Here is a 13,124-nt window from a genome sequence, read left to right on the forward strand (position 1 = left end):
CAGATCCCCACCCTCGCTGGCCAGGCTCACGCCGACTACCTCGTCGACATCAGGAGGCCGCTACGGCGCAGCCGCAGGCGTTCCTCCAAGCGGCACGGGCACCCAGGAGTAGACCCACGGCGGTCCGTCCCCGGCGACCGGCTCCAACTCGTACGTCCCGTTCGTGTCGAGGTCAAGCAACTCGCTGCCGTACTCAACCCACAGCCAGCTTTGGTCAATGCGCCAAGGAGGAATACCTTCGTCGTCGAACGGCACGAGAAGGGACCGGCCGTCCACCGGGCCACCGACGCACGGCACGTCGATTCTCTCCCACATCCCCCAATCGTCGGCTCCGCCGGTGGCCAGAAGAGCAGATATAAGACAATCGAGGTGAACAGGAAGGCTGTACGGATCAGCAGCTTGGAGTGTCAGACCCGAGGCAGTGGGTTGTGCGCCGCAGCGATTCGTTCGCCCCGCAGGCCTACGCAGTCCTGGCTCCGGTGATCGCCGGCGCGACCGCGGGCTGCTTGGGTCAGTCGGCCGCCTGTGGACCGGCTGGTAGCCGATCATTCGCCCCGTCGCCTGAATGTGCCGGCGGCGCCACGTAACGGCGTGTGCTCGACGCGATGGCTCGCCATCGCTACCCCGCTCGCTGCGCCCCGTCTGGCAGGCCGCGCAGCCCACCAGGCCCGACCTGCCAGGGCGAGGACGCCGACGGGCTCCCGTCGACCGTCGCCGGCCGCTGCGCATTCGTCCCGTCCCCGTGGGCCCGGCCCTCCGCGGACTCGACGCCGGCGCGGGGAAGCCGAATCGTCGCCCGCCGCGGTCGCGAGGCCGAACCTCGCCCCCGCACTTCAACGTCGAACTCGCAGTACCGCAGCCGGCCGCGGCCCTCGCTCAGCCCCGTCCATCGGCGAGCGGCGGTGCCGATCTCCAGGTCGGCAGCAGGCCATCCTTGACCCACCAGGAGGACACATCCTCGGCTGCGAGCCCGTCCGCTCAACGCCCGGGCCGTCGCCTCGCTGACACCAGCCGACCGGGAGGTGGCAGCCACCAGGCTCATCCCGTCGATCAGCGCACCCACCACAGCCGCCAACTCCGGCCCCGGATGAGGCACCAGCGCCAGCCGCTGGAGCGGCACACCCAGCTCGGCCGCGGCGACCATGCCGAGGTCCGCCAGGCCGACCACCGCGCTCCACCGGTCCGAATCCGCCATGGCACCCGCGAGCAGGAGCAGCACCAGCGAGGTCGGCCCGGTCACTCGTACCGTGGCGCCCCTCCGCAGCCCCGACGGCAGCACCCCGGCCAGTTCCCCCGGCACCGCCAGCGCACCAGCGACGGACCGGTCTCCCACGGCCGCGTCCCCCGCAAGCCGTACCGGCGCAGCGGGAGCCGCGCGTCGCCCCCGGCCAGCCGACACCTCCGTGAGTGCCCGCGCGACCTCATCCTGGTCCGGCGACCCGCTGAGCCATCGCCCCGCTCGCGCCGCTTCCCCCACGACTTCCCCCACCTCACATCGCGTCGTGAGCGAACAGGGGGAAGTCGATTCGCACTCACGTTCGAACGCCAAGGTTAGCGAGGGTATGGCACTGGCCGCAAGGCCGTGACCAGGTAGGACGCCCCAGAACACCCGGTTTGCCGCTCCTACCGCCTAGGTGTCTGGTTTGGCGGATGGGGCCGCCGATCCTGATTCATCCCGGAGGTCGTCTACCTCGCGCGCTGACAGTGAGCACCGCAACCCGATCGGGGCTGCTGAACCCCTTACTCGCCAGGCTTCTGCGATCTTCACGGGCTCAAGCGTCGTCCTCGGGTTCGAGGAAGCCAAGCGGGCCGTCGATGTTGTTTGCGGGCGGGGTCGGAGCGACCCCGCCGACGCCCCGTCTCCGTGCGTCGACCCCTGCTTGCCCACGTTCGGTGAGGCGCCTCCGGTGGCAGCCCGGGGTCGGTTTGCGCCCTAGAGCCACGAGACCGCGAGATGGTTGTGAGGTGTAGCGATCAGGAACTGGCCGTCCAGGCGTGGCCCGTCGTTGGCGGGTTGAAGCGTGAACTCGACTGTCTGGCCGCGGGGCCCCCGGCTCCAGGTGACAATCTCCGCCGCGACGCGGTGAGCCAGCTCGCCGCCGCTGAGGCCGTGGCCGATGACGCCGATCTCGTGCCGGCGTCCACTGTCGGGGGTGTCGGCGGGTTCGGGTTCGGCTGGGCGGAGGGTGAGGTAGGCCAGGTTGCCATCCTCGGTGATCGCCATCGACCGCCATGTCGACGAGGGGAGTCGGACGAGGCCGGTGGTGAGTGCCTCGGCGCGGATCGGCATGGCGCTGATCGCGTTCGGCTGGGTGCAGGCCAGCCACAGCCACAGCATCTCGATCGACTCCATGCCGCCGAGGGTCACTCCGGTCCACGCCTCGACGGCGGGCTGGCCCAGCACGTCTGCAAGCGGTACGGGGTCGATGGCTTGGTCCTGGTGGGCCTCCAGGTGGACCGACCCGTCCGGGGCGAGCTGGATCATCGTGCGGGGGTCCGCCATGCTCCCGCGCAGGGGCATGAACCCACACAGCTCGCTGCGCGTGCTGCGCCAGCGGTGGCCGTCGTGCTCGAAGGCGATGGCCCGGGTGGCGCTGCCCCGGATCCGGATCGGTGCGACGAGGCGCCCGTGCGGAGCGAGCTGCGTCAGCCACCCGGGAGGCAGGTCCCAGACCCCGACGGTGGCGATCATCCGGTCGTAGGGCGCCTCGGCGGGGTACCCATCCGCGCCATCGCCGCGGACGACCCGCACGTTGCGGATTCCCGCCACGTCCAGCGCCGCCCGGGCGCCCGTGACGATGTCGTCGTCCACGTCGACCGAGACGACCTGGCCGCGCTCTCCAACAAGCCAGCCCAGCAGGCCGGCGTTGTATCCGGTGCCCGCGCCGGCCTCCAGCACCCGGTGGCCCGGCTCGACCCCGAGCATGTCGAGCATGGTCGCGACGATCCGGGGCTGGGACGCCGCGCTGATCACCACGCCGTCCGCATCCTGCTTGGTCCGGACGATGTCGTCGGCGTAGGCATCGGTCAAGGCCGCCCCAGGCACGAAGGGGTGCCGGGGGACCGCGCGCATCGCCGCTTCGATGCGCCCCGGCTGGATCACCCCCGCTGCCAAGAGGTGATCTACCAGTTCGCCGCAGAGACGCTCGGCGGTAACGGAGTCGTTCTCGTCAGTGACGGTCACCGGGTCGAGGCTAGGTCACAAGACTGCCTTGCCTCGGCGACGACACGCGTGCGGCTGCGGGCCAGCTTGCTCTTGTCCGAACTCCCTGCGTGTCTCTTCTCAGGGCTGTACGCCGACGGCCCCTCGGCACCGAAACGGCGAATCGCGCGAACCGTCGACCTAGTGTGACTAGGCTCAACGTTCGAACGTGTGTTCCACCTCCGGGGGTGCTGGGGCCCGGTCAACCTGTGAGCCTCGTCTGGCTCTTTCGGCCCGACCGCGCGGAGCCCGACCACGATCGGGTGGTTGAACATCCAGGTAAGCCGGTTCACGCCGTAGGAAGGCGGACCGTCGAAGGGCGGTCGCGTCGAGGTTGTGCTGACGGACGGCGCTCGGGTGCAGGCGTACCGCCACGAGGTCATCCTCGGATGATTCGGAACGGGCATGCCCCCGCGTGCCCCTTCAACAGGTCCGCCGAGATAGGTGTGCCGACCCGCCCGACCATGCCCGGAACCGGTCGTTCGACGCTCGAGCGGCACAGGTCAACGCGCGTCGCAGATAAGCGTTACCGTCTCGTTCAGCTACGGAGCACAATGTGTCGATGGGGGGCGGGAGATGAGCGTGTTCGCTGAGTTGGCGCAGGCAGACGAGCGTGCGCTGCTTTTCAGCCCTTACGGGCTCGGTGGGATGCTGGACCGTGACGACGCCCTCGCGTTTCAGCGTGCCTTGATCGCCGACGCGGTGCTGACCGACACGGTCCCACCCGGTCTGCGGAACAGCTTCGAGCGACTTCGCCAGAAGCACGCCCTCGGCGTGATCGACTACGAACAGTTCACCGAGGTCGCCGATGCAGCCATCGGCCTCTACGAACCCGCCCTGCGCGCACGGTTCGCCGAGTTCTACCACGGCCAGCCGATTCCATTCACTGACGAAGAGGGCACCGCGCAGCCGTTGATCAGCGACACGTATGACGACATTTTCGACTGGGTTCGGAAGCGCACCCTGCTCCTACCGCAACGTGACGGCCGACGGGTGCGCTTCAACGGCATGCTCACCGACCTTATGCGATGGGCGCGCGACCAGCGCCTTCTGCGTGGTCAGCGGGCCCGCCGGCACGAAGACCTGATCATTGATATCCGTAACGTGCTCAGTCACACCCGGCCGTACCACATCCGCACCCCGGTCGAGGCGACCGTGGAGTTCCGCGACCTCGCGGAGTTCATCAATCAGCTCTGGGGCGTCGCCACCCCTGGCGGCAACCGGTACCCCGCGCCGGCCAGCCGCGAGATCATGGCGATCGGCTGGAGTCCGACAACCGGCGCACGGTCCATCGGATGGGCCGAGAGTCTCAACCCGGAAGAAGACCCGTCATGGCATTGGGTTCTGCTGCGCGCGGTGCCGGACGACCGCGACGTCGAGCGGTTCGACTCCCGGTATGCCACGACCCGATGGCCAGCCGATTACCTGTGGGGACCCGGCCCGGTCGCCGACGCGGTCGCCTGGCTCAACAGCGATGGACCGGTGGCGGATGAGGTGGACATGGTCGACCGTCTCTACCTGCTGCGTCAGGACAGCAATCTGCTGTATCTGCCGCAGACGCCGGAGGTCTTCGCCGCGACGCCGCCGCAGCAGCGACGCGGCCGTTGGCGTCTGCTGCGCGCCGACAACCCCAACGATGCCTTCGTCTGCGTACGTGGCCTGCTCCAACCGGGCGAGAACCACAGCAACTGTGGGTGTCCGGTGCAGCGGCTGGCGAGCGGCTCCTGGAGCCACGTGCGCAAGAAGCTACGCCTTCTGCGGCCGGCTCTCGTGCCGCACCTGCCCGCCGATGTCCGAGTGCCGACGCCGGTGCCCTGGCGCCGCGCAGTCGAGATCCCGAGCAGCTGAACGACCTCGACCCGGACTCCCCGGCGTGTCGGTGACGGACCCTGAACGCCGCGCTGCAACAGGTCAGGCAGTGCGGAGGTCGGTGACGCCGAATGCCCGGAAAAGGTCTTCAAAGAACCGTTGGACCATGGTGCGGGTCTGCGGGTGGTCCTGTAGGTCCGCTGCCCCGAAGCGGAACACCTCGTACCCGCTCAGCTTCAGATCACGATCGGCACGCATGTTGGCCGCGTATGCGGTCGGGTCCGGCCGCCCATCGCTGGAGTAGTGCTGCGAACCGTCCACCTCCAGCACCACGCGCTGCCCGCGAGGCAGGAGGAGTAGAAAATCCATCCGGAACCTCAGCAGCGCCTCCTTCCCCCGCGCCTTGGCGGTCTTCGGATCCCAGTGCAACCAAACCTCCGGAAGCAACGCCGGGAGTTCGTGCACCGAAGCGCGAAATATGTCGTGGTAGAGATCGAAAAGGAGGATCTGCGGAGGTGAGTTCTCGGGCAAGCTCCTACGGAGGCGCCCGTAAAGTGTCCGCTTAGCCTCGTCGTCACCCTGAAACCCGTGCTTTTCTTTCCACCATGCCTGGAGGTCACACCACCGGATTCCATCGGCGCCGATAGGGCGGTCGTAGACGAGTACCGCGTCAGCATCTCCGACAATCTCGATCTCATTGTCGATGGCGTCACGAAAACGAATATCGGGCTTGGTCGGTGAGGCAAAGATCAGGTTCTTGGGCCGGCGGTTGCCCTGCGACCTGGTGGAGACGACGCTGAACACCGGGTAGCCACCGGCAATGCCCGTTTCCCGCAACTCGGCCCCGACATCGCGAAGGTGCGGGTTCACAGCACCGGCGATGGCTCGTTGCGTCGGTTCATCGAGAACGACCTCGGCGCAGGCCAAGCCTTCGAGGAAGAGCGCAAACCGCCGGTCGGACGCCTCGAAAACACCGAGGTTGTCGAACAGCTCCTCTGTAGACCAATCGCCTGGGTTGCGGATCACATGTCGGCTGATCCGACCACGCAGACCGGCGTCCGGATTGAATAACGTGACGAACGAGTCGTCGTCCAAGACCCACAAGCGGCTCAGGAGGGCCATGAAGCGATCGGGGCTGCGGACGACATCAGCGAGGTCGAGGACACGCGCGATCTCGCGCCGAGTCCGCGTCGGTAGCACAAGCGGGCTCTCGGCGGCCCACAGAACGTCCTGGATGGCGTTACGAGCTCGTGCCTCCATCGCCACGTCGGCCAGAACACGTCTCGCGACCAGCGGTAGGTCAGAGTCAGGCAGAGCCGCGAAGCTCGCGGAAACCCGCTCGTGCTTCGTCCCCTCCTCCGGCGGCGTCGGCAGGCCGAGACGCTCACACGCCTCACCGAGAGTCGCGTGCGTGTTCCCGCTCCCGAGGCTCCCGATAACCGGCTGCAGAAGCTCGCGCAACACCACGAGATCCATATCGCCCACCATCGAGCGATTCTGGCAGACGCGAGGCCAGGACATCGCCACCCGCAGACCTACCGCCAGGTGCGCTTCCGGCGAGGTAGACGCGCAGGGTGTCAACGCCGCCTCAGTCCAATCCAGACCAACCTGGCTCCGGCTGAATCCGGATCACCTCGATGGTCTTGTTGATCTTCAGTTGTCGGTCTGGCTGGCTGCGGGAACGCGGCCGAGGGTCACGGTCCTTGAGTCGTTAGCTGTCGCCTTTGATCGAGATGACCTCGACGTGGTGGACGAGGCGGTCGATCATGGTGGCGGTGACCACGTCGTCGCGGAAGACTTCACCCCACCGGCTGGAGGGCTTGCTTGATGTGACGATGAGTGATGCTCGTTCGTAGCGGCCTTGCGCGACCGTCAGGCGCTTTCGGTCGCGGAACGGGCGACCCCCGTCCGGCTGGTCGGCTGGCGCTGTTAACGTCAGGACGGTAGAACCTGGAGACTCGGACCATGGCCTGTCACTACACCCGAGACGTCGGTGACGTGACGTGTTGTCGTTCTGACTTGACGTGATGAAGCAGCTGAGTTGGGTTGGTTCGGCAACGATATGGAAAGAGCGTTCGGCGCAGCGCTACATGAAGATGCGGACTAGACACAAGCTGTAGCGATCGGGTTGGCTTTATCCCATGACTGAGGTCATGGTCCGGCGAGCGAGTCGGTGGCAGGACGCTGTCCGCTTGCTGCTGTTGATCTACACAGCGGCGAAGGAGATCGAGGAGGATCGCGCTGCGCCGCCTGATGCCGTGGGCGTCGTCCGCACCCAGGTTCGGCTTCAGAAGCTGGACTTTTGGGTCCGCTACCCCGACTACCTCGCGAACGAGTTGCTCAACGAGTATGACCAGCACCCCGACTCCCCCGGGCTCGTCGACGAGGCAGAGCGGATCCTGGCCTCGCGAGAACCGGACCTGCGGCGGTTTCCGATGCTACGGGGGCGCTTCGGTGCGTTCGAGCAGTTGGACAACGCGATGTCGGTGCTCGTTGAGAAGGGGTTGGCGCGCAAGCGCCAACGGGTGGGTGAGAAGCGGGTGATTCAGCACAACTATTACCTGCTAGACAAGGGGTGCGCAACGGTGGACGAACTGCTCATACAGGCGCCGGCGTTGGCATGGTACGTCGAGCGGACACGGACCGTGGCCAACCTGGTCGACGGCCTCGGAGGCACCGACATCAAGGAGCGGCAGTACCTGCAGCGCGACTACGCGGACACCCCGATCGGCTCGTACATCCCGCCGATCACGGCCCAGGCCCGGCAGCGGCTCGCCTTTATCCGGTCAGCGACCATGGCAGGCGCGGAGGTGACTCAATGAGCGAAGGTCCCGGGACGCACACCCCGCCGTGGACCCCGCCGAGCCCGGGCGAGCTGTTGACAAGGGCGGCGGTGAAGAGTGACGCGAACCTTGCCGATGTCGAGGGGGTGCTGAACGACACCGGCGTCCGTATTCCTAGCCCGGTCCCGGGCCAGCGGCATATCCAGGCACGACGACTGCGCGTCGAGGGCACCAAGAAGACCGGCGAGACCTTCAGCATCGATCAGCACTTCACCCCCGGAGTTTGGGCGATCCTGCACCCCAGGAACTCCGCCGGGAAGACCAGCATGCTCGAGTATCTGGTGTGGGCGCTGCGAGGACGACCGCGGGATCTGACGCCCGACGTTTCCGCCTGGATGCGCCGCATCCGCGTCGACGCAACTGTCGGAGGTCAGCACGTTCGAGTCGCGCTGGATCAGGACACCACCCGAGCGAGACCGCACCTCGCGGGACGACTGCTCTCGGCGAACAGCCCGGACAGTCTCGTGGCTGCGATGGATGGGGAGATGCCTGTGCTCGCGAGCGCTGACGAAGAGCAGGTCGACCGGCTCATCGGCACGTTCATGATGGAATCACTCGGACTTGACTACACCTCGGTCTGGAACCCCAGCGGAGGTCTCGACGGCCAGGGGTCCGCTCAGGCACACGGCTGGCCGGCCTACTTCGGCGCCTGCTACCTCAACCCGGGCGGAGACAAGCTACTGCTGGGCGACGTTAGCGCCTCCGCTTCGCTGTCAGCCAGGCTGATGGAACTATTCATCGGGATCCCGTACGCATCGGTACTTACCCACCTCTCAGCCTTGCGGAAGCGGTACACGAAGGAGACCAACCAGGCCATCCAGCGCGCAAGCCAGGATCGCACCGCCCGCCAGGCAGAGCGTGAACAGTGGCAGCGCGAGCTTGACGACGTGACTCGTCGAATGACCGCCGCCCAGCAATCAACCAACCCGCGCACGGAAGCAGCGTTGGCTGCGGTTGACGTGGCCCTCGCTGATCTCCGAACCGCCCGTCAAGCGCACACGATCGCCGAAGACGACCATCGTGGCGCTGACACGGGACTGCTGATTGCCGAACAGCGGGTGATGGACGCCAAAGAAACGTGGCAGGCACGGCAGGTGCTGGGACGGTTGTCGCCGACCTGCTGCCCGCGGTGTGAGGCTCCCATAGAGCCAGACCGGCACGCCAGCGAACGAGAGGACGCCTCCTGCGCCGTCTGTACCAGACCGATGCCGGCGGTCGACGCGGAGCTGGCCGAGGCGCAGATCGAGGAGCTGGAACAACAGCTCGCCGCGCAGCGAGCGACCCGACAGCAGACCGCTGACAAGCTCAAGGAGCGGGCAGCACAGCTACATGCCGCCCAGCAGCGCTACGAGAACGCCGTCTCCCGGCTCAATGAGATCGCTGTCGCCCCCGCATACCGGACGCTGCGAGAGTTGGAGATCGAGGCCGCCCGTTTGGAGGGGCAGCTACGCGTGACGGGCAGTGCCGACGGCGGCGGCCGGGCTCCGACGGAGCAACGCAGGGAGCGGATCCTGACGGCGGTGCACGCCGTGGTAGAGGCTGCGGTCAAGGAGGCGGCCGAGCGTCTGTTTCCCGACCTCAACCGTGAGGTCGTCGATCTCGCGCGATCGTTCGGCGTCGCCAACCTCGACTCGGTCGACGTCAAACGCAACGGCCACCTCAACGCGGTTAAGGACGGCGAACACACCCCGTTCGGCGAGTTCAGTCGTGGCGAGCGCCTCCGGATGCGGATCGCGATGGTGATCGCCATGCTGCGGGTCAGCACTCAGCGCGGCGCCGCTGCCCACCCAGGCCTGCTGCTCATCGACGCAGTTGGCAGCGAGGAGGTCAACACGGAACCGGGACGCCTGCTCATCACGGAGCTGCACAGGCTCGCCGGCGAACTGCCTGGACTACAGATCATCCTCACTACGGCAACGCCGGCCCTTGTCGAGGGCATCCTTCCGGCCGAGAGGATCATCACGACGGAGAAAGACCACATGTTCTGACAGCTCACTAAGACCGGCCGTCGGAAGCTGCGGCGTCAACGGGGAGGACACGATGAGTGCTGTCGAGGAGTCGCTGACGACCTGGGCTACCACCGCTACCGGCGAACAACTCGACAGCGGTCCCACCTTCGCCGACCTGGGCGGCATCGAACTGGTCCTCGCCGAGGCCGAGACGCTCGCCTGCAGCCCTCACCTGCCGGCCTTGTTGCAGGCGGCGGCCCATCCCGACTCCCGCGCGACACGAGAGCAGTTGGGCCACGTGGTAGCCGCCGTGGAGCGCGGGTTCCGGCGTCCTCACGCCGCCTGGGTACTCGCCGAGGCGATTGACACCCTGTACGAACAGCCGGACCTGCTGGAACTATGCGGCGGCCGCGTCGCGCCCGTAATCGCACGCCATGCCGAAGACGCACTCAGCGGCGGGCAGGACCCGGCCTATGCTCACCCCGCCGTTGCCGGCCTGCTACAGCTGTCCATCGCTGGGCACACGAACCACCGCCGGCTCCTACTTATGCTGACCGAGATCACCGGCGACGAGCCGCTAAACGCCCTAGAACGGCTACCCCTGCTCATCGGCGTTGCGCACGACCACTACAACGACTCTGGACTGCTCGACGTACTACAACGGCTCGAAGACCTCGATGACCTGCCCCAGGCCGCCCGAAATGACGCTCGCTACGAACTGGCGGTGGCCACCCTCCGAGCAGGGCTGCACGCGCACGACCAGGACGAGGTGCTGCGACTCCTGCGCGACGCCGCCCTACGGCTGCAGTTCGTCGCCGATGCCGAAGAAGGACGCCTCGACGCGCGCGCTCTCGGGTGTGCACTCGACGCCGTCTTCGCATTCACCGGCCTGGACCTCACCACACCCAACCCATATCACGGCGACTCTGCCCGAAGCAGGCTTACGGAAATCGCCCAGGACCTTGGCTCGGCCCTCGCGCAACGCACCGCCTGGGCCTCACGCATGCACCAACCACGCTGGTTGGAGGCACGCGGCCTCGCAGAAGCGGCGTGGGCACACCTCGTCGCCATCCTGAACACCACGGCACCGCACCTGCTGGAGGTGAGCTGGTATAACGCCAGCCACGTCCTAACCAACATCCTCGACATCTATCAAGCCAGCCGAGCCGTCTACACCCACCCGCAGGGCGACAACGGACTGGGCACGATTGTGTCACCCCCGATTGAGGCAGCCTTCATCCGCGAGTCCGGCCTGCTCAAACATCTCCACGATGCGTTGCGGACCGACCCACACATCACAAACCACCCCGACGTGGGCCGCCTCGCGGCAGCCGTGGAGACGCGCCGTCAAGCCCTCGAATCCGGGGCCGCTGCGGAGCCGCCGGGAAAATTCGGGGCTGGGCAGCCGCGGCTCGCGTCGCTGCTCACCCTCGCTGATCCGTCCCCGGACCTCCTGGCCGCTCTTACACAGGTCATCGACGATTACGAACGCGGCTACGCCCTTACCGGCAACGTCCTCCTCGACCGACAACTGGAAGACCTGTACAACCGGCTCGCCCGCAGCTCCGGATGGACTCGCCCAGCAAGTGCCTACTTCAGCAGTCTCTTATCCCACTTCCTGCGGTTCATGCACAACCGCTTCGACGCGCAACCCGACCAGCTAGGCGAGCTCACTGCCTACCTCGGACCACACCCCGAAGGGGAGCGCTGGCTGGAGAAGGCGGTCCAGGACGACTGCCTGCAACACCTAAAGCAGGTGCTACCTCCGGGGACCGTGCGGCGCGAGGAAATCGACACCGCGTCCGGCCGTACGGACATCACCTACACCCCCGAACCCGGCATGCGCTTCGTCATAGAGGTCAAGCGACACCTCAACAACTGGACCCGAAACAGCATCGAAAAGAAGTACATCGCCCAGGCGGCGAACTACACGGCCACCGGACCGCCGTTCGGCATCCTCCTAGTTGGAGACCACAGCGACCACAAGTCCGGCTACCCCGACCTCGCAGACAGTGTCTGGACCGCACAACGGAGCAGAAGCCCCACGGAGACCCCCCGTCTCATCGTGGTCGGGGTTCTCCCCATTGCCCGTCCCAGCCCGTCCGACTTGCGATCAACGTAGCCAGACGCGGCAACCGCGATCCTGGCCAGCATGCGAGGCCGGAACCGGCGTGCTAGCTGGCGCGATGGCAGCCCATCCGCCGATCCGATCCGGGCAGGGCGAACCGGTCCGACGATGCGGCGCACCGCGTCTGCCGTGCGCCGCGCCAGGCGAGAAAGGTCACCCGCTCGTCAGAAGGATGCCGCGTACGGACGCTCGGGCATATTGTCGAACGGTTCGAAAAGGCTGACAACCGTCTTGGCGTTCAGCTTGCCCGGATTGGCCATCAGCATGGCGTAGTCGCTGTCCTGGAAGAGCGCGTCGAGGATGCCCTCCCAGTCGTAGTCGGCGGTCGATTCGGGTAGCTGCTTCAGGTCGTCGTCGAAGGCGCCGAGTTCGAGTTCGACGGTGGCGCGGTCGGTCATGAGGTGCAGGGCAATCTCTTCGGCGTTGGTACGCGGGTGGGGTTCGGCGCCGTGGGCGAGGTCGGCTGCCAGGTCGAGGAGCGCGGTTCGGAACCGGTCCACCGCGACCGGAGAGAGATGCCGGATGAACGGTGGAAACTCCTGCCAGCCGCCCGGGTCCTCCAGGGCCTCCGTGACCTCGTCGCTGAGGATCTCCGCTGCGGCGTGCAGCAGCAGCGCGGTCCGCGGGGTGATCACCGGCGGCATGCAGGCGCCGCACTCGCCGCTGTCGCAGGCGGCGCAGTCGAGGCATGCCTGGCCGCACGTCGTGCAGGTGTCGCATCCACCCGTCGGGCAACCGGTAACCGGGAAACTGGCGAATCCGGCGGTCGCTCGGCGTCGCAGATGCACGGCCAGCGCATGAGTGTTGGTGTCGAGGTCGTCGAGGATCGAGGTAACCGAGGCGCGGACCGGGCCCGGCTCGGCGTCGACCGCGGCCAACAGGCGGTCCCGGGTCAGCTCGGGCGGGTTTCCGACGGTCAGCAGGTTCAACAGGTCCGCGACGGTGTCGGCTCGCTCCGCGGTGGGGAAGGTGGCTAGGGCCTCCACCGTTTCCCCGCCGCCGTGGTCGACGATGACGAACACCCGGTGGGTGCTGGCGGTGTGCTGCGGCAGGAAGCCGTGATAGATCGTCTTCATCTGGGAGACCTTTCGATGAGCGGGCGCACTCAACTCGCGGGCGCTCCGCCAGGAAGAGAGCATCGCGGGGCTGCACGTCGCGGTACATCCACAACGCCGGTGCCCAGGAAGATTCGC

The 13,124-nt window shown here is 67.1% G+C and carries 10 protein-coding genes and 1 pseudogene; 5 read left to right on the plus strand and 6 right to left on the minus strand.

Annotation, left to right across the window (positions count from 1 at the left end):
* Positions 1-60 precede the first annotated feature (60 nt).
* From O7627_RS33550 to fxlM, 3 genes are all read right to left on the minus strand, one after another.
* Positions 61-315, minus strand: coding sequence for a hypothetical protein (locus O7627_RS33550; protein ID WP_278097438.1), 255 nt, complete (start codon positions 313-315; stop codon positions 61-63).
* Between the two features lie 304 nt (positions 316-619).
* Positions 620-1,333, minus strand: coding sequence for a hypothetical protein (locus O7627_RS33555; RefSeq protein ID WP_278097439.1), 714 nt, complete (start codon positions 1,331-1,333; stop codon positions 620-622).
* Between the two features lie 600 nt (positions 1,334-1,933).
* Positions 1,934-3,184 (minus strand): methyltransferase, FxLD system, encoded by a 1,251-nt coding sequence (gene fxlM / locus O7627_RS33560; RefSeq protein ID WP_278097440.1) that lies wholly within the window; start codon positions 3,182-3,184, stop codon positions 1,934-1,936.
* A gap of 206 nt (positions 3,185-3,390) precedes the next feature.
* Between fxlM and O7627_RS33565 the strand changes: the two are divergent.
* Together O7627_RS33565 and O7627_RS33570 are read left to right on the plus strand one after the other, a co-directional pair.
* Positions 3,391-3,595: pseudogene (locus O7627_RS33565) on the plus strand (hypothetical protein).
* 183 nt (positions 3,596-3,778) lie between these two features.
* Complete coding sequence (locus O7627_RS33570; protein WP_278097441.1) at positions 3,779-5,050, plus strand: hypothetical protein; 1,272 nt, start codon at positions 3,779-3,781, stop codon at positions 5,048-5,050.
* Between the two features lie 63 nt (positions 5,051-5,113).
* Here the strand turns inward: O7627_RS33570 and O7627_RS33575 are convergent, their stop codons facing one another.
* Together O7627_RS33575 and O7627_RS33580 are read right to left on the minus strand one after the other, a co-directional pair.
* Positions 5,114-6,487, minus strand: coding sequence for a hypothetical protein (locus tag O7627_RS33575; RefSeq protein ID WP_278097442.1), 1,374 nt, complete (start codon positions 6,485-6,487; stop codon positions 5,114-5,116).
* A 235-nt stretch (positions 6,488-6,722) separates the two neighbouring features.
* Entirely contained in the window at positions 6,723-6,887 is a 165-nt protein-coding gene (locus tag O7627_RS33580; protein ID WP_278098537.1) for an ATP-binding protein, read from the minus strand.
* 316 nt (positions 6,888-7,203) lie between these two features.
* Between O7627_RS33580 and O7627_RS33585 the strand changes: the two genes are divergently transcribed.
* The 3 genes from O7627_RS33585 to O7627_RS33595 are packed head-to-tail and all read left to right on the plus strand — an operon-like array spanning position 7,204 to position 11,925.
* On the plus strand, positions 7,204-7,833 hold the full coding sequence (locus tag O7627_RS33585; RefSeq protein ID WP_278097443.1) for a hypothetical protein: 630 nt from the start codon (positions 7,204-7,206) through the stop codon (positions 7,831-7,833).
* Positions 7,830-9,842, plus strand: a complete 2,013-nt coding sequence (locus O7627_RS33590) for a hypothetical protein (RefSeq protein WP_278097444.1) — start codon at positions 7,830-7,832, stop codon at positions 9,840-9,842. Before O7627_RS33585 ends, O7627_RS33590 begins: the two co-directional genes overlap by 4 nt.
* Before the next feature lie 52 nt (positions 9,843-9,894).
* Positions 9,895-11,925, plus strand: a complete 2,031-nt coding sequence (locus O7627_RS33595; protein ID WP_278097445.1) for a hypothetical protein — start codon at positions 9,895-9,897, stop codon at positions 11,923-11,925.
* 170 nt (positions 11,926-12,095) lie between these two features.
* Here the strand turns inward: O7627_RS33595 and O7627_RS33600 are convergent, their stop codons facing one another.
* A complete protein-coding gene (locus O7627_RS33600; RefSeq protein WP_278097446.1) occupies positions 12,096-13,007 on the minus strand; it encodes a hypothetical protein in 912 nt (303 codons plus the stop codon).
* Between the last annotated feature and the right edge of the window lie 117 nt (positions 13,008-13,124).

The organism is Solwaraspora sp. WMMD1047, from assembly GCF_029626155.1.
In the GTDB taxonomy this organism is placed as follows: domain Bacteria; phylum Actinomycetota; class Actinomycetes; order Mycobacteriales; family Micromonosporaceae; genus WMMD1047.

What these genes read in the sequence shown, in the direction of transcription:
- O7627_RS33600 (WP_278097446.1), bottom strand. Translation starts at nt 13,007, where the DNA reads ATGAAGACGATCTATCACGGCTTCCTGCCGCAGCACACCGCCAGCACC.
- O7627_RS33550 (WP_278097438.1), bottom strand. Translation starts at nt 315, where the DNA reads ATGTGGGAGAGAATCGACGTGCCGTGCGTCGGTGGCCCGGTGGACGGC.
- O7627_RS33575 (WP_278097442.1), bottom strand. Translation starts at nt 6,487, where the DNA reads ATGGATCTCGTGGTGTTGCGCGAGCTTCTGCAGCCGGTTATCGGGAGC.
- O7627_RS33595 (WP_278097445.1), top strand. Translation starts at nt 9,895, where the DNA reads ATGAGTGCTGTCGAGGAGTCGCTGACGACCTGGGCTACCACCGCTACC.
- O7627_RS33570 (WP_278097441.1), top strand. Translation starts at nt 3,779, where the DNA reads ATGAGCGTGTTCGCTGAGTTGGCGCAGGCAGACGAGCGTGCGCTGCTT.
- O7627_RS33590 (WP_278097444.1), top strand. Translation starts at nt 7,830, where the DNA reads ATGAGCGAAGGTCCCGGGACGCACACCCCGCCGTGGACCCCGCCGAGC.